The sequence below is a fragment of the Archaeoglobaceae archaeon genome (assembly GCA_038734275.1).
Classification (GTDB): Archaea; Halobacteriota; Archaeoglobi; order Archaeoglobales; family Archaeoglobaceae; genus WYZ-LMO2.
Window position 1 is genome coordinate 46,615 of the sequence record JAVYOO010000008.1, and the last position, 15,420, is coordinate 62,034.

Annotated in this window: 16 protein-coding genes, 1 tRNA gene and 1 CRISPR repeat array; of the genes, 8 read left to right on the forward strand and 9 right to left on the reverse strand. The window is 38.5% G+C overall.

What is annotated here, in order from left to right:
• Positions 1-79: 79 nt before the first annotated feature.
• Positions 80-283, reverse strand: a complete 204-nt coding sequence (locus QXI54_08055; protein MEM0303104.1) for a tautomerase family protein — start codon at positions 281-283, stop codon at positions 80-82.
• A gap of 96 nt (positions 284-379) precedes the next feature.
• Positions 380-1,632: a CRISPR direct-repeat array (repeat unit 30 nt; unit sequence CTTTCAATCCCATTTTGGTCTGATTTCAAC).
• A gap of 511 nt (positions 1,633-2,143) precedes the next feature.
• Here QXI54_08055 and cas4 point away from each other — a divergent pair.
• The 5 genes from cas4 (at position 2,144) to QXI54_08080 (ending at position 4,992) form a co-directional block, all read left to right on the forward strand.
• The gene (gene cas4, locus QXI54_08060) at positions 2,144-2,638 is read left to right on the forward strand and encodes a CRISPR-associated protein Cas4 (protein ID MEM0303105.1); all 495 of its coding nucleotides are present in this window, start codon (positions 2,144-2,146) and stop codon (positions 2,636-2,638) included.
• 4 nt (positions 2,639-2,642) lie between these two features.
• Positions 2,643-3,608: a type I-B CRISPR-associated endonuclease Cas1b gene (gene cas1b / locus QXI54_08065; protein MEM0303106.1), complete on the forward strand. Its 966-nt coding sequence runs from the start codon at positions 2,643-2,645 to the stop codon at positions 3,606-3,608.
• A 1-nt stretch (position 3,609) separates the two neighbouring features.
• Complete coding sequence (gene cas2 / locus QXI54_08070) at positions 3,610-3,873, forward strand: CRISPR-associated endonuclease Cas2 (protein MEM0303107.1); 264 nt, start codon at positions 3,610-3,612, stop codon at positions 3,871-3,873.
• Positions 3,874-4,190: 317 nt separating this feature from the next.
• Positions 4,191-4,595, forward strand: coding sequence for a DUF86 domain-containing protein (locus tag QXI54_08075; GenBank protein ID MEM0303108.1), 405 nt, complete (start codon positions 4,191-4,193; stop codon positions 4,593-4,595).
• On the forward strand, positions 4,564-4,992 hold the full coding sequence (locus QXI54_08080; GenBank protein MEM0303109.1) for a nucleotidyltransferase domain-containing protein: 429 nt from the start codon (positions 4,564-4,566) through the stop codon (positions 4,990-4,992). Before QXI54_08075 ends, QXI54_08080 begins: the two co-directional genes overlap by 32 nt.
• 178 nt (positions 4,993-5,170) lie before the next feature.
• Here the strand turns inward: QXI54_08080 and QXI54_08085 are convergent, their stop codons facing one another.
• From QXI54_08085 to QXI54_08120, 8 genes are all read right to left on the reverse strand, one after another.
• Positions 5,171-5,560, reverse strand: coding sequence for a PIN domain-containing protein (locus tag QXI54_08085; protein MEM0303110.1), 390 nt, complete (start codon positions 5,558-5,560; stop codon positions 5,171-5,173).
• A complete protein-coding gene (locus tag QXI54_08090) occupies positions 5,533-5,760 on the reverse strand; it encodes an antitoxin VapB family protein (protein MEM0303111.1) in 228 nt (75 codons plus the stop codon). Before QXI54_08090 ends, QXI54_08085 begins: the two co-directional genes overlap by 28 nt.
• Positions 5,761-5,943: 183 nt before the next feature.
• Entirely contained in the window at positions 5,944-8,157 is a 2,214-nt protein-coding gene (cas3, locus tag QXI54_08095; protein MEM0303112.1) for a CRISPR-associated helicase Cas3', read from the reverse strand.
• Positions 8,132-8,785 carry a type I-B CRISPR-associated protein Cas5b gene (gene cas5b, locus QXI54_08100; GenBank protein ID MEM0303113.1) on the reverse strand — a complete coding sequence of 218 codons (654 nt, stop codon included), beginning with the start codon at positions 8,783-8,785 and terminating at the stop codon, positions 8,132-8,134. Before cas5b ends, cas3 begins: the two co-directional genes overlap by 26 nt.
• Complete coding sequence (gene cas7i, locus QXI54_08105; protein MEM0303114.1) at positions 8,766-9,857, reverse strand: type I-B CRISPR-associated protein Cas7/Cst2/DevR; 1,092 nt, start codon at positions 9,855-9,857, stop codon at positions 8,766-8,768. Before cas7i ends, cas5b begins: the two co-directional genes overlap by 20 nt.
• The gene (gene cas8a1 / locus QXI54_08110; protein ID MEM0303115.1) at positions 9,854-11,224 is read right to left on the reverse strand and encodes a type I-B CRISPR-associated protein Cas8b1/Cst1; all 1,371 of its coding nucleotides are present in this window, start codon (positions 11,222-11,224) and stop codon (positions 9,854-9,856) included. Before cas8a1 ends, cas7i begins: the two co-directional genes overlap by 4 nt.
• Complete coding sequence (cas6, locus tag QXI54_08115) at positions 11,221-11,925, reverse strand: CRISPR-associated endoribonuclease Cas6 (GenBank protein MEM0303116.1); 705 nt, start codon at positions 11,923-11,925, stop codon at positions 11,221-11,223. Before cas6 ends, cas8a1 begins: the two co-directional genes overlap by 4 nt.
• 168 nt (positions 11,926-12,093) lie before the next feature.
• Positions 12,094-12,187: transfer RNA gene (locus QXI54_08120), tRNA-Ser, on the reverse strand.
• An 85-nt stretch (positions 12,188-12,272) separates the two neighbouring features.
• Between QXI54_08120 and QXI54_08125 the strand changes: the two genes are divergently transcribed.
• From QXI54_08125 to QXI54_08135, 3 genes are read left to right on the forward strand one after another with little or no spacing between them, the layout of a single operon-like run.
• Positions 12,273-13,283 (forward strand): radical SAM protein, encoded by a 1,011-nt coding sequence (locus QXI54_08125; protein ID MEM0303117.1) that lies wholly within the window; start codon positions 12,273-12,275, stop codon positions 13,281-13,283.
• Positions 13,280-14,884: an AAA domain-containing protein gene (locus QXI54_08130; GenBank protein MEM0303118.1), complete on the forward strand. Its 1,605-nt coding sequence runs from the start codon at positions 13,280-13,282 to the stop codon at positions 14,882-14,884. The genes QXI54_08125 and QXI54_08130 overlap by 4 nt, the downstream gene beginning before the upstream one ends.
• Before the next feature lie 19 nt (positions 14,885-14,903).
• A complete protein-coding gene (locus QXI54_08135; protein ID MEM0303119.1) occupies positions 14,904-15,419 on the forward strand; it encodes a macro domain-containing protein in 516 nt (171 codons plus the stop codon).
• Position 15,420 lies beyond the last annotated feature (1 nt).

Here is a 15,420-nt window from a genome sequence, read left to right on the forward strand (position 1 = left end):
GCGTTTTTTCACCGACATATAAGTGGGTTGTTCAGCTTATGACTTTTTGCTATTTAAAAATTAAATTTAAATTTTAAAATCAGGGTTGCTTTACTTCTCTAAACTTCTCACTCGCCAATTCACCGCCGATTCCCCAATCTTCCTTTGGGATTTCCAGAATTAAAACCTCTACCGCATGCGATGGAATGCCTAATTCCGTAAATGTTTTTGTAATACCTGAGATCAGTTTTCTTTTAGCTTCCAATGACATCCCCTTCCAGACATAAACTTGGACAATTGGCATACTTAAATTTTGAAAAAAGAGATTTAAATTTATTCACACTCAAGTTTTGTTCTGCTACACGAAATGTGCTTTCAATATGCATTTATGGATTTTATGAAGTTATTCCCATTTTGGTCTGATTTCAACTTGCGATTGGTGCGAGTATAACGACATTTGTGATAACGACGCAGCTTTCAATCCCATTTTGGTCTGATTTCAACATGACAAATTATCAATCATGACAGACACAGCGTAGCATCTTTCAATCCCATTTTGGTCTGATTTCAACTCTATGCCAACGATATAGATAAGTCTCGTAGAATCTGACTTTCAATCCCATTTTGGTCTGATTTCAACTTTGATCTATATTCTCGTAATGCCACTTATACTCGTCTTTCAATCCCATTTTGGTCTGATTTCAACAGGTAAATTTACGAACTCGTGGGGACACTGTTTTAATCTTTCAATCCCATTTTGGTCTGATTTCAACATGAAATGTTAGTAAAGGTATCAAACGTAAAGAAAAACTTTCAATCCCATTTTGGTCTGATTTCAACCCATTTCCCCCGACATTCCTGCGATACAGGATCCAACTTTCAATCCCATTTTGGTCTGATTTCAACCATTTGACGCAGATAGTATAACACATCTGCAATTACTCTTTCAATCCCATTTTGGTCTGATTTCAACATTTTGGGCAATGTAAGTTTTCCAGCTCTGCTTATAGACTACTTTCAATCCCATTTTGGTCTGATTTCAACGCGAGCAAGCGAGGAAACAATTCAGCAATTAAACAAGCTCTTTCAATCCCATTTTGGTCTGATTTCAACAAAACAGATAAAAACACTTTTTATTAGTCCAGAAGCCAACTTTCAATCCCATTTTGGTCTGATTTCAACCGAGCAAGATAATTTAATGCTTTATAAGGTGTCGATACTTTCAATCCCATTTTGGTCTGATTTCAACGGACTCGCTTGACTATTTCGCATGGAATGTGTATGACTTTCAATCCCATTTTGGTCTGATTTCAACTAATTTTTCGAAATCAGAGCTCCAATCCCGTGGTGTTCTTTCAATCCCATTTTGGTCTGATTTCAACAATAGTGTTTGGTTGTAATGGTGGTTTGATATATGACTTCTTTCAATCCCATTTTGGTCTGATTTCAACTTTAGAGGGAGATTGAAGGCCCTTACACCAGTATTTCACTTTCAATCCCATTTTGGTCTGATTTCAACTTTCATTTGAAACTAAAACATCTTTATAGTTAACGCCACTTTCAATCCCATTTTGGTCTGATTTCAACCTTACCTATGCTTCTAACATAGACCAGCGAGCCTGCCTTTCAATCCCATTTTGGTCTGATTTCAACCTTATGAATTTTTACTCCTTTCTCAATTTAAAGCTTTCTAATGCCTTCTTTTATTTATATATTCTCGCAAACCTCCAAAGTTGCATGTCATTTATAAAGGTGTGCGACTTTTTTCTTCGCATTCTTTTTGAATTTAATCACTTTTAAAAAGCTTTTTTAAAAATTGAGGTAATTTCAGCAGGGTAGAGCTTAAGAATAAAAATAGTAGAGCTCAGATTGGCAAAAGGAGGAAGTATAAAAAATAAGTCTTTGCAATAATAAAGGAAAATTTTATCGCATGCGACTTGCTATTTGGGCTTTGATTTTGATTTAAGGCTTTTAAAAGTTTTTTGTTGAGTTTTGGGCGATTTGCTCAGGGATACGGTTGAGCTTGTGACTCTCTTCTGCATTTCACCTTAAAATCAAGGAAGGTATAAAGGTCAAAACAACGAGAACTAATAGGGAATTGAAGCCTTAGAGTTAAAGCATGTAATCAAAGAAAGTCTTTTATCTTAATAAAACAATTTAATTTATGCTCGACGAAATGTATGTTCGTGGCACGCAGGTTAACTACTACTTTGTTTGCAAAACAAAACTATGGCTTTTCAGCAAGAACGTTTCGATGGAACAGGAAAGCGACCTCGTGAAGCTTGGTTCGCTTTTGCAGAGGCAATTTTTCGGCAGAGAAGAGAAAGATGTTAGCATTGGACCAATTTCTATCGATGTTTTAAGGCGAGGCGATGAGATTGAAATTGTTGAAGTCAAAAAATCAGATTCTATCGAGAAGGCGGACTATTATCAGGTTCTCTATTACCTTTACTACCTCTCAAAGTTTGGAATCAAAGCTAAGGGGAGAATAAGTTATCCGAAAAAGAAAAAGGTTGTCGAAGTAAGACTTGAAGAAGAAGGAGAAATCGAAGAAGTTCTGGAAAGAATAGCTGAGATACTTGCTGGAGAGATGCCAAAGCCAGAATACAAGTCTTATTGCAGAAAATGTGCTTACTTCGAATTCTGTTTCTGCGGGTGAACTTATGAGGAAGAACTACTACATAATCTCCGACGGAAAGCTGATGAGGGATGAGAACACGATCTACTTTGAAAATGAAGAAGGAAAGAAGCCAATCCCGATAAACACGATCTATGCAATCTACGCCTTAGGCTCTCTCAGCATAACTTCCAAAGCGATATCGTATTTAGCAAAAGAAGGCGTTTGCATTCACTTCTTCAACCGCTACGGCTTCTATGAAGGTAGCTTTTATCCCCGCGAGTCTCTGATCTCAGGCGAAGTTGTTTTAAGGCAAGCTGAGCACCATCTTGAAAAAGAAAAAAGACTATACTTGGCAAAGGCTTTTGTTGAGGGAAGCATTTTAAACATGGCAAAGGTAGCGAAGAAGAGCGGAGAAGACGATACCGACATAATTTCAACCCTACAAAGCCTTTACGATGCAAAAAGCATTGCGGAGATAATGGGAATTGAAGCAACCGCGAGGAACGCTTACTACGAAAAATTCGATAGCATTCTCAAGGAGCTAAAGTTTGAAAAGCGGAGCAGACAACCGCCAGAGAATGAGGTAAATGCGATGATCAGCTTTGGAAATTCTTTGCTTTACTCAGCGGTGCTCTCAGAGCTCTATCATACACAGCTGAATCCAGCGATAAGCTACCTGCATGAGCCGTCAGAGAGGCGCTTCAGCTTGGCTTTGGATCTTGCTGAGATCTTCAAGCCCTTAATCGTTGATCGTCTGATATTTAACCTTGTGAACAACAGAATAATCCAGAAAGATGATTTTGATCGAGAAATGAATGGAATTCTACTGAACGAAAACGGAAAGAGAAAGTTTGTCAAGGCTTTCAACGAAAGGCTTGAAAAGACAATAAAGCATAAGGATCTTAACAGAAACGTTTCATACCAGCGTTTGATCAGGCTCGAATGCTATAAGCTGATTAAGCATTTCTTTGGCGTTGAAAAATACAAGCCCTTTGTGATCTGGTGGTAGTATGTATTTGATCATCGCCTACGATGTTAACGTTGAAAGAGTCAATAGAGTTAAGAAATTCCTGCGAAAGTATCTACACTGGGTTCAGAATTCTGTTTTCGAGGGTGAAGCGACGCAAGCGACGCTTGAAGAGATAAAAATGGGGCTAAAGGATATAATAGATGAAAATGAAGACATGGTTGTGATCTATAGGTTCAGAAGTGCGGAAGTCTTCAAAAAGGAAGTTTTGGGGATTCAAAAGGGTTACTGCGAGGAAGTTATCTAATTTTTAGCCAATTTGTTAATTCTGCACATTCATAAGTCATTTTCGCTGGATATTATTTTTAATATAAGCTTTACGTTAGCTTTGCTCACTATTACTGTTTTAATTAGAGAATTTTATGACTGCAAAGCTTTTATTTTGCCTTGCCTGTCTATTAAAAGAATTTATCCGCTGGAATCTCGCTAAAATGGTGATTTTGCTCATATCTCTGGAGCATTTTTAAGAGCAAAAAATCGCAGAAATTCTATTGAATTTTAAATTTTTCAGAATTTTCTTATGCGAGAGAAAAATATAAAACCAAGTAGAACAAAATTGATCCAATGAGAAAGGAGAGATACAGAGAGAAAATCGAATATATACTCGAAGCTCTTGACGAGATTCCAGAAGAACCCAAAAGGCCAATTGAGGTTAGCGGAACCTTTTACAACCTTCTAACATCAATCGAATCCGCTATGGACGTCTGTGCCATGCTTGTGAAAGATCTTGGAAAACGTGTTGAAGACGATTATTCGAATATCGAAATTCTTCATGAGCTGGGTATACTTGACAAAGAGCTGGCTGAAAAGCTAAAAACTTGCAATGGGCTTAGAAACTGGTTGGTTCATAGATATAACAAATTGGATAAAAAAATTGTGCTTGAATCGGTTGATAAAGTCAGGGAAACCCTTATTGGGTTTATAAGAAGGGTTGAACATGTTCTCGAAACCGAGCATCGAGGAGATTAGAAAAGAGCTTAATGCTCTATCGAATTACGAAGCTGTGCTCTTTGGTTCTTACGTAACTGGAGAGTTCAGAATTGGCTCTGACATCGATGTTGCGGTAATCACAAGGCTGAGAGATCTACATAAGAATCTTGAGATCCAGAAGAGTCTAATAGGAAAATTCAGGCAGGTTTACGATGTAAGAGTTTTCGAGTTGTTACCAATAAAGATCAAAGCTTCAATTTTTAGCAATTATCTCGTTCTTTTTGGCGACGAGCTTGAGATCTCTGAATACTTTTACTGGTGGAGAAAAATCTGGGAAGACGTGAAGCATAGGATAAGCTATCATAGTAGCTATGAAGAGAAGCTAAAAGCGATCGAAAGGGGAAAAAGGTTGGAAGAGATTTTGAGGAAGTTTTGATCACTTTGGTTTCGAGATTTTTTGTGAAGCGAAGATCTGCTATTTGCGTTTTGCACGGCGATTAAAAATGGTTTATGAGCCATATTCGATGATTGGAATCTCAAGAAGGTCTTTTCGCTACTTTGGAGTTTTAAATGAGAAGAAAAGGCTTATTCTTTATCTATTCAGAGGAGTTCGCTCAGTATTCCTCGATCCTAAGCTCTTTAACTCTCTTAAAATGCTCATCCCTTGTCACCAATGTTAGGTCGAAGAGAATCGCTGTTGCAGCTATCACAGTGTCGCTGAAGGGAAGAACTTCTCCCATTTTCATGAGCTCCGCATCGATTTCTGCGGACTTTCGCGCAATTTCCAGTGTGTAGGGAATTATTTCAAATCTTGATAACATGGATTCGCCAAGTCTTATCTTTTCATGGTTTCCAAGATAAAAGAGACCTCTGAGAACTTCGTGGACTGTAACTGCGGATATTGCTTTAATGTATGGCTTTTCATCAATTTCTCGTGCTTTTTTGATCGCACTTGGGTCGTGCTTCATTAGATCTATTAAAAAGGAGGAGTCAAAGAGCCACATTTTTTCATCTCAGCCTCTTTTTGCCTTTTTATAAGCTCCTTTATCATTTTTGCCTCATCTTCTTCAAGAATTTTCGGAATTTCGCCTATCTTTTGCCTCTCCAGAAGTCTTCTAATCGCATCGCTGAAAGATTCTCCCTTCATTTTCGCCTTCGAAAGCATCTCGTAAACTTCGTCTGAGAGGGCAATCGTTTTCGCCATGATGCATATTTGTATATATATGCATATAAACTTTTCCATCATTTAAATAGAGGAGACCAAAGGACTTACTCAAAGATGCTAAGCGGCAGAATGGAAAAGAAAATTTTAAAGGACTAATCTCTTTCAACGATTGCCTCTCTAATTCTGACACTGATTTTTGGAAAATTTACTATTTGCAGTCTTTCAAAAAACAATCTCCGAATCTCCCAATTCTTCGAGTAGTCCAAGCTCTGGGCTGTATTTGAGGTTGGTAAACAAGAGTTTGTTATCTGAGTCGTAGCTAAAAACTTCGCCGAGCTTGCTTTTTAAACCGAAGAATTTGCTTCTTTGGATTGGAACAAGATAATCGTAGATTTCGATCGCTTTTCCAAATTTAATTAATTTTAGCACTTCATCAACAAAAGTCATCGGAATCACTTCAAGAGAGTCGAACATCTCGTAGAACCTCTCTTCAGTTTCACCTCTTTCTAAGGGTTTGAGTTCTTCGAATAAACTTTTGGCAATGTTCTTATATTCCCTAACTTTGCTCAGAATTTCTTTAGCTACTGGAGAATACGCTTGAGTAACGAGTTCGGGTATAACCGACTCTCGAAGCGGTTCGCTATCGAACTCTTCTAAAATTTTTATCGTTTCTTCCACAATTTTATAAGGGGAGTAAATTTTCTCATCTACATCCGAACCTTTGGTGAGAACGTTCACATCAGATATTTTTCCTTGCACCCACCCTTGTCTGTTAACTCTACCAAATCGCTGTATTAGTGCATCTAAAGGTGCTGGTTCAGTCAAGATTGTTTTGAAGCTTATGTCTAATGACACTTCTACAACTTGGGTTGCAACGACGAATTCGTAGTTGTTCAGATTGTTTTTCAGATTTCTCTCAATTCTTTCCCTATCTCCATATGTAAATCTGCCGTGAACGAGTAGACATTTTCTTCCAGACTCCTTTAAAATTCGATAAATGTTGATAGCGGTTTCTACGCTATTACAACAAATTAGAGCAGGGATTAAATACTCATCGGTGAATTTGGAGGCATATTCTTGGATTTTATCGTAAATCGTTCCATCAACTATACGAATTCTATGTCTCGTGAATCTATCCGCCTCTTCTTTCGAAACTTCGAGTTTTTTAAATTCTAAGGTTTCCTCAAACAACTCTTTTATGAAATCTGGAAATGTTGCAGACATAATCAAAACTCTTGTGTCTGAGTCTTTCAGCACTTCCAGCATAGCTAAGATTATTCCAAGAACATTAGGTTCGTAAACATGGATTTCATCAAAAATTAAAACAGAACCCATTAGCTCGCTTAGTGTCATCTCAAAGTGCCCTACACCAAAAAAAGCCTTCATAATCTGGAATGGAGTGGAAACTTTGATTGGAGTGAATATCTTTTGATACAAACTCGAAAGACGGCGATATTCGAGATTGGAGGAGTATAGATAATGCTTTGTTGTACTGTGAAGAATTCCGACAAGCTCAGGTTCTTTTAAATAGCTCAAAAAACGCTCATACATTGCGTTTATGCTTGCTTTGTATGGCAGAATATAGAATATTCTGCTGACTATCTCATCGTTAACTTTCTTAGAATTAAAATCAGCCCACAGTAGTGAGAGTTCAGTTTTACCATAACCAGTTGGAGCTCTAACCATTAAATTACCATTGGTTTTTCCAGCTTCGATTTGAAGTGTTCTTAGATTTTTATTTGGGATGAATTGCTCTAAAATGGTTCTAAATGATGGTAGAAACCTTATGGAGCTTTCACCAGCTGAAGCTAAATGATCGCAGGCATTTAGCAAACCTTTAAGAAGAATGAGCTCCCTTTTATATTCGGCGAATCTCTCTTCATAAAAATTGATTAGCTTCTCAAACTCGTATTCTTTAATCGCTTCTTTCCAGTTAGAAGGTAGATTAAATTTTCCCAAAACTTTCCCGAATGCGATTATTTCCCAGTAGGGGATTTTTGGTAAAAATACTTCTTCAATATAATCTGAGTTTTCCAAAAGTTCTTCGACTTTAGCCAAGTAATTTTCCCAAGCAAACTTCACATTTTTTGGAATTATAAGCCTATCATCCTCGTTGAGGTATTTGTGGTGAGTTAATATTGAGATCGCAACGAGTTTCTTCTGCTCCAAGTTTAAATTTAAAAACTCTGTAAATGGGACTGAGAGAACTTCATGTCTGAAATCCCATATTTTGTTACCTATGCCTGCTTTTTGAAAACCCATCGCGCATTTTCCTAAATCGTGTAATAAGACCGCATAAAAAAGCAGTATCCAGAAATCGTTGTTTTTGACAGCATCAGAAAAAGCAACCCTTAGACTTTTTAGAACGTTAACACACTCGTTAATGTGACATTCGAGAAACTGATTTGGTCTAAATTTTGCTAAGCACGTTTTCATGGAACCATACACCAACCTCTAATTCCGGATCGTAGAAGATTTCTTTGTCAAAAATCTGCCTTTTCTTTTGCCCTAAAGTTCTGGGAAATGGTAGAACTATGAATGGTTTCACAATTTTTGCCTTTCTCGGGACTACGTTGTAATCGAACTCAACCGGCAGAGCATGAACAACTCCAGGAATTCCAGCCTCAATAGGCACAACTGTTCCACCGAGTGGGACATTCTTTTTCTTTTCTAATGAAGTCTTTTTTATTTCTTCTACCGTTGCCAAATCGCAAGATCTTCCAAGCAAGAGCTGATATCTTGGCTTTTTAAAATAGATTTCCCAATACTGGGGTAGATAAAGAAATAGTTCATTGTCAAATAGAACTTCTCTCTGGATAACATCGGTCTCTGGTTTACCGAGGGGGTAGATTTTCTCCAAGTCTACCCCAAGTCCTTTGCTTATGAAAACATAACCAAAGAACTCTAAATCCCTGAAGGATACTATGTCCCCTTTTGCAGCAGAGAGTATTCCTTGAATCGTGGATGGGGGTGGAGCGGGCAGAGTTGGTTGATAGCCTGACTGGAAGGTAGGATATCTGAAGCTCGCAGTCCAGCTGTGGAGTTTAACTCTTAACAGGTTCATAATATTGTTCTATTTCTTTAGTGAACTCTTCAATAGCACTTCCAACGGTTCCAAGTTTAATTACGAATTCCTCTTCTTTCAATTTGTCATCTTTGCAAAGATTGTCCAAGTCATTGTTCCACTCTGGCATAAATCCATTGTCTTTACCGATGTAGATGGTCTTTGGATTAAATATTTCTTTCAAGTCTAAGATTCTTGACTTTAGAGCGTTAGAATCGAATTTGACCTCTCCCTTGTCTTCATAGAAGATGCCAGAGATAAATGGATTTATTCCTCCTTCCACCATAGCCAAAATAATAAACTTGGGTGAAACGTCAGTGAGATACTGTGCAAGCTTTGCTCCGCCAAAAATGAATTTTAAAGCTTTTATTGTATCAACCGCTCTCTTTTTTCGAATCTCAGACGGCATAATCCACTCTTGGGTAGAAATTGTTACCTCCAACTTTTTTGCTAAATTAGTCATTTCATCAAACTCGCTCTTTATATTTTTGGCTTCTTCACCCTTTCCAGCCGGAATTTCTTCAGCTTTGAGTATGTTTTTGAACCCGGATTTGTCCAAGATTGAGAATCTACCTACGGAATCCAAATCCAGTGAAAAAGCTCCCTTTAAAATTGTTGAGTAGAATTCCTGAGAGTAAGGCACCGGATCACCTTCGTGTCTTGATGCAAATCCCTCATCAACTGTAACCGAGCTTCTTTCTGGGAGTATAGAGACTAAGGGTGTTGTTTTCAGTGGAGAAACCCTTGTAACACTTACGTTTTTGTTTCCTACTTTATAAGCCCTCATATATCCAAATACATCATCGTCCGGATATTTAACAGGATTTGCAGACGTAAAAACCTGTTTCTCTTCTCTAAAGAGCGGTGAAAGTTCCCAATTAAAACGTTCTCTTAGAGTTTCTCTCCACCAGTAGCGCCAAGCCTGTGGAGATACGTATGGATACTGATCTCTACCACGTCGAAACTTTTTCACTCGCGTTATGTTTCTATCCGGAACGCTCTGGTCTATTCCGAACATGTTCAAAGCCGAATGTGGAGCATCTACCAAAACCAACCCGACAACAAACCTCATGTTTCCTCACCTCCAGCAAAAATCATTTCAGCTTCTCCTTGGGCTTCGACTTCTCCAACTTTCAAAAGCTTCTCATGCAATCTCTCATAAATCCTAAAGAGCAACAAATTCTTCGCGGTTCTCCAAGAAACGTTCAGATCTTCACCATAAGCCGTAAGGATACTTGCAAATTCCTCATAGCTTAGTAAGGGTTTTTCTAAACCGAGCTCCAATCTATCCTTCTCAAGCCTAATAAAAAACATCTCAAATTGGTATCGCCTCTCTGCTCTCTCGAGTTCCCTAACTCTGTCTCTTAATTTGTTTTCTGGCAATTTTTGAAGGGTTTCAACAATTCTGTCTCCAATACTTTTAATAAATTCTAAAGACTTCTCATCCATTCCCAACACCTCCACACAATAAAAATTCAAAAGTTCCCATTTAGCGTTAGTATTTCTGTTTTGGCGATCGAAGAAGTATTCCAAAATGCTCTCCTCATTTAGAAGTCTTGAATAGACTTCGTTGCGATAATTCCTCTCAAGTTCTTCAAATCTTGTATCTCTGTTTCTCCAACCCGCCATTAGTATTTTGTTCCATCCTAAACTGTCAACAAGTTCCGCATAAGCAGCAAACACCATTGCAGAGGTAGGAACATGGATTATGTCAAGCACCTGTGTCTGATTATTACAAACGAAATAATAAAGATTTATCGAAGCCCTTTCCCAGTATTTATGCGTCCCAACTTTTCTCGTTATCTCTTTTATTCTATGAAATAAATAGTTTTCCGGTTTTGTGAAATTTTCGGCATTGGATGCAAGCTGAGTCAATTTTACATCTCTTATCGCATCTTTGTTAAGCTCTAACATTATGTCGTAGGGATAGGCATGAATCAAGAGAATCCTCGGAAGTCGATAACACGCGATTGGCATAAACTGAGCCAAAAATAAACAATGGGCACAAATGTCTGCACCCTTTGGATTTCCAGAATGGAAGTAGTTCGTAACATCGCCAGAACCAAGCAATGGAAAAACTGCCCGATAAACCTCTTTTTTATCATATGCGGGCCTTTCACCGCAGATGACACAATTAAATCCTCCTGAACTATTTTTAATCTCTGAAAATAGCTCGTTCAAATTCTTTGCAATATTTTCTGATGTTCTTCGTTTTTTCATGGCTGGATTTGCCATCAAAATTCCATTGTTTGGAAAAATCATTCCATGGATTATCTTGGAGTTCCATTCATCTCTTGCGTATAGTTTTGAAACAAAATCTATTGCAGATTCTACGTCTTTTTCTGTTAAATCAGTTGGATCGTTCTTATTCGCCAACAATAATACCGCAGCAAGCCCAGCATCTACAAAAGGATGACCAGTCCATTCCAACAAGCTCATACAACCTTCACCATACCAAACCCCATCGAATTCTTCGCCCCAAAACCTGCCTTGTAGCCGATCTCGAGCAATTCTGGGTTTCCTTTAGCTTCGAATACCATTTCAACACAGCGATGCCACGTGTCTTTGATCTTGATTCTCTTTGGCTTGAAGCTTATCGGCTTAAATTCAACCTCTTTGCTTTCAGGCTCTTTCCCATGAAGCAGAAAGTATTTCTTGATAAGGTTCTGCTTTAAAACTTCGTAAAACTCTCGCTGGGTGGGATAAAGATCTACTGCTTTTCCATTCTCCGCCTTTGAAACGTTTATCGGGCTTAGAGTGACAAACTTCTCCTTATCGGTGATTTTCTTCTCCTCAAGGATCTCTACTTGAGATAACAAAAGCTTAGAGTTTCCAAGCTTGATCTCTGGCTTCATAAAAAGCCCTTCTACCAGCTTTTGTGCTATTTCGTTGCGAATTGAGGAAAAGAATAGGTGAACTTCTTCAGACTCTGCAATTATTTTGTCCCCCTCGATCCTCTTCTTTGGAATCATGAGCTTGCTGAAGGTGAAAAACTTTGGAACGTTTGGCAAGTGAAGTTCCATGGAAAGCTTTGGTTCTGCTCTTTCAATAGCTCTATAAATTGCAGATGCAAGATGATAGGAGTAATTTACATTTATTAGTGAGGGGGATGGAATTCGAAATGATAACTTTAATCTCATCTTGTTCATCTTTTTCAAAGACAAATATATTTCTTTCGATTTCTTTCCTCAATGAGAAATGAAGAGTATCATATCCATAATCTTCTAATTGCAAAACCTCTTCCAGTATGGGCCTGGAAAGATAAACTCCAAAAAGGAAAAAATAAAGCCTTAATCCTTTTTTGAATACGCCGGGGGTGGGATTTGAACCCACGCGGGCGATGCCCACACGCTTTCTGTTGCGCAACTCCAGGCGTGCGCCTTGCCACTCGGCAACCCCGGCTCTAAACTTCGTTGGCCAAATGAAATATATGCCTTTTGATTATGGGGAGGTAAAAGCTTATTAGATTCTCTTTCAGAATTAATGTGTGGTTAGAGGTCTTGAGAGGTACAGTGCAATAAATCTCGGAGAAGCGGTCGCAAAATTCCAAATATTGAAAAGAATCCCAGCTGAAAAGGGTGAAAGATTTGAGGATAGCTTAAAAATTCACTCTAAGCTGAAAAAGGAGTTTAGAAAAATCTTTGCAGAATCCAGTATCGAAATCTTGAAAGAAGAGCCAGCTAAATACTCTTTGCTTCATCTAAAAAGAGATCTGCTTATGGATATGCTGAAAGAGTGCAATTTTTGCGAGCGAAAGTGCAGAGTTAACAGATACGAATCAAAAGGCTTTTGCAAATGCTCTGCAAAGAGCTATTACAGCAGTGAATTTCTCCATCTTGGCGAAGAACCAGAGCTTGTACCGTCTCATACGATTTTCTTCAATAGATGCACCTTTGCGTGTGTTTTCTGTCAAAACTACGATATAGTCTACAGCGATGATTTGCCTGCCAATCTCAAAGAGCTTGCGATGCTCATCGACATCCGCTACAGACAGGGAAGCAGAAACGTGAACTTCGTAGGTGGAAATCCTGATCAGCATGCACACACAATTGCTGAGATTCTTCTTCAGGTTAAATCAAACATTCCAGTCGTTTGGAATTCGAACATGTTTCACAGCGAAGAACTTGCAGAAATAATCGAGGATTTTGTCGATGTTTGGCTTGGAGATTTCAAATATGGCAATAATGACTGTGCTTTGAGGTATTCAAAAGCTCCAAAATACATGGAAGTTGTTACAAGGAACTTTTTAAGAGCAAAAGACAATGGTGAACTCCTTATAAGGCATCTTGTCATGCCAAATCACGTGGAATGTTGCACCGCAAGAGTAGTGGAATGGGTTGCAGAAAATCTTGGCAAAGACGTTAGATTTAACCTCATGTTCCAGTATCATCCAACCTTTAAAGCATACGATTATCCAGAAATTTCGAGAAGGCTAACGGGTGAGGAAATGAAAAAAGCTTATGAAATAGCTTCAAGAAGATTAAGTAACCTTGTATGAACTTATTGGAATTACTGGATAAAATTGAAAAGGTTGTTGAGAAAAAGGTTAAAGAAAAAGAAGTTTACGATGCTGAAGTTCTTGCAAGGAAGGGCGAAATTGCAATTATCTTCTCTTCTGGGTCGATACCAACAGGAAGTGTTGTTGCATGGCTTGAAAACGAAATCATCCCATTTGGGTGGGTAATAGACGTCAGAAGAACGAAGAAGGGTTATATTCTTGCGGTAAAGGAGTTTGAAAGTCTGGAAGGTGAAAGGCTAATTGAGGCCGAAAACCTGCTCGGTATAGCTCTAAGAAAGGAGATTGTAAGCAGAATGGATGAAATTCTCGATTTTAAATACTGGAGTGGTGCTAAGAAAGTTCTTCCTCCAGAATGGCTTGATAAATGGCAGAAAGAGTGCTTTTCTGCATCATGCTCTCTTGAAGAAGGGGAAATCCTTCTTGTAATTGGCCCTCCTGGAACGGGAAAGACTACCTTTATAGTAGAATCTGCAAAAAAGCTTTCCAGAGAGGAGAGAGTATGGATTACTTCAAACACAAACATAGCAGTTGATAACGTTTTAGAAAAGCTTGAGAAGGCCCTGAGAATTGGACATCCGTCGAAGTTAACCGAAGACGTGAAAAGGCATAGTGTAGAGGCAAAAATTCTCTCGGGAATAACTTTCGGCGACTACGAAGAACTAGCTACGAGGATCCACAATGCCTATAGAGAGATAGCGAAAATCCAAGAGGAAATGCTGAACACTGGCAGAATAGCTGTTGGATCGACGATTTTAAAGGGTGCAATGAGCATAATACGAAACTACGAGTTTGATACAGTTTTTATAGATGAGGCAAGCAATACCTGCATTTCTTTGGCTTTGTTGGCACTTGAAAGAGCAAAGAAAGCTGTAATCGTTGGTGATCCATATCAGCTTCCACCAGTTTATGAGATAAATGTGCCAAATGCGGTCAGATTTTCTGCTTTTAATTACCTTTACGAGCTATATGGAAAAAGTCTTTGGTTAAGAAGACATTACAGGTGCAATGCAGACATCATTGCTTTTTCTGCAAAAGAGATTTACGGAAACCTTGAGATTGACTCAAGATGTTTGGATGTTAAAATTCCGAAAGTTGAGACAAGCATACCTGAATTGGGCGATCCGGAGAGACCTGTTTTGTTTATAGATTGTGATGGAGAAGAGAAAAAGGTGGGCAGATCAAAGATAAATGAGCTCGAGGCGGAGTTAGCTTGTCAAATTTGCGACGAGCTTGTGGAGGTAATTGGCGAAGAAGAGATCGGGATAATAACCCCATATTTAAAGCAGAAAGAGCTTATAAAGTCGATTTTGAACGACTTTGGAGTAAACTGCGAAGTCGCCACTGTGCACAGCTATCAGGGAAGAGAAAAAGAAGTGATAATATATTCGATCACTGCAACACAAAATCTATTTTTTGCTTCGGACAAGAAGATCTTCAACGTTGCTCTGACAAGGGCAAGAGGAAAATTCATTGCAATAGGCAATTCAAAGTCCATAAAGAATAAAAATTTCCTTCTTTCAAAGTTTTTGGATTATGCAAAACAAAAAGGTGGTTACATTTCTGTTAGAAAAGTATTTTAGCTTCTAAACTACTTTCTGCATGGTTGTATACAAGGGTATTCAGATTGAGGCGTTGCATGAAGATATCACAAAACTTGAAGTTGATGCGATTGTAAATGCCGCGAATACGCATCTTTACATGGGAGGAGGTGTTGCAGGGGCTATAAAAAGAGCAGGGGGCAAGGAAATCGAGGAAGAAGCGGTAAAGCAAGGTCCTATAAAGATTGGAACTGCTATTGCAACTTCTGCAGGAAGGTTGAAAGCGAAATTCGTGATCCACTCTCCAACCATGGAGCTTGACTTTAAAACAGATGAAAATAAAGTCCGTCTTGCGATGATCGCTGCCTTAAAAAAGGCTGAAGAGCTGAATGTTAGTAGTATAGCATTTCCAGCACTTGGTACCGGGGTTGGAGGGCTTGCAAAAGATCTTGTGGCAAAAATCATGGTTGAAGAACTTAAAAAGCATATTGATCGTGGAACTAAGCTTAAAAAAATTATTCTCGCCGATATAAATGAAGAACAGGTTGGATTTTTAAAAAAGAGCTTGGTGAGCTGAA

What these genes read in the sequence shown, in the direction of transcription:
- cas6 (MEM0303116.1), bottom strand. Translation starts at nt 11,925, where the DNA reads ATGAGATTAAAGTTATCATTTCGAATTCCATCCCCCTCACTAATAAAT.
- QXI54_08080 (MEM0303109.1), top strand. Translation starts at nt 4,564, where the DNA reads ATGTTCTCGAAACCGAGCATCGAGGAGATTAGAAAAGAGCTTAATGCT.
- cas4 (MEM0303105.1), top strand. Translation starts at nt 2,144, where the DNA reads ATGCTCGACGAAATGTATGTTCGTGGCACGCAGGTTAACTACTACTTT.
- QXI54_08075 (MEM0303108.1), top strand. Translation starts at nt 4,191, where the DNA reads ATGAGAAAGGAGAGATACAGAGAGAAAATCGAATATATACTCGAAGCT.
- cas5b (MEM0303113.1), bottom strand. Translation starts at nt 8,785, where the DNA reads ATGAACCTGTTAAGAGTTAAACTCCACAGCTGGACTGCGAGCTTCAGA.
- cas3 (MEM0303112.1), bottom strand. Translation starts at nt 8,157, where the DNA reads ATGAAAACGTGCTTAGCAAAATTTAGACCAAATCAGTTTCTCGAATGT.
- QXI54_08085 (MEM0303110.1), bottom strand. Translation starts at nt 5,560, where the DNA reads ATGTGGCTCTTTGACTCCTCCTTTTTAATAGATCTAATGAAGCACGAC.
- QXI54_08090 (MEM0303111.1), bottom strand. Translation starts at nt 5,760, where the DNA reads ATGGCGAAAACGATTGCCCTCTCAGACGAAGTTTACGAGATGCTTTCG.
- cas8a1 (MEM0303115.1), bottom strand. Translation starts at nt 11,224, where the DNA reads ATGAGCTTGTTGGAATGGACTGGTCATCCTTTTGTAGATGCTGGGCTT.
- cas7i (MEM0303114.1), bottom strand. Translation starts at nt 9,857, where the DNA reads ATGAGGTTTGTTGTCGGGTTGGTTTTGGTAGATGCTCCACATTCGGCT.
- cas1b (MEM0303106.1), top strand. Translation starts at nt 2,643, where the DNA reads ATGAGGAAGAACTACTACATAATCTCCGACGGAAAGCTGATGAGGGAT.
- QXI54_08135 (MEM0303119.1), top strand. Translation starts at nt 14,904, where the DNA reads ATGGTTGTATACAAGGGTATTCAGATTGAGGCGTTGCATGAAGATATC.
- cas2 (MEM0303107.1), top strand. Translation starts at nt 3,610, where the DNA reads ATGTATTTGATCATCGCCTACGATGTTAACGTTGAAAGAGTCAATAGA.
- QXI54_08130 (MEM0303118.1), top strand. Translation starts at nt 13,280, where the DNA reads ATGAACTTATTGGAATTACTGGATAAAATTGAAAAGGTTGTTGAGAAA.
- QXI54_08055 (MEM0303104.1), bottom strand. Translation starts at nt 283, where the DNA reads ATGCCAATTGTCCAAGTTTATGTCTGGAAGGGGATGTCATTGGAAGCT.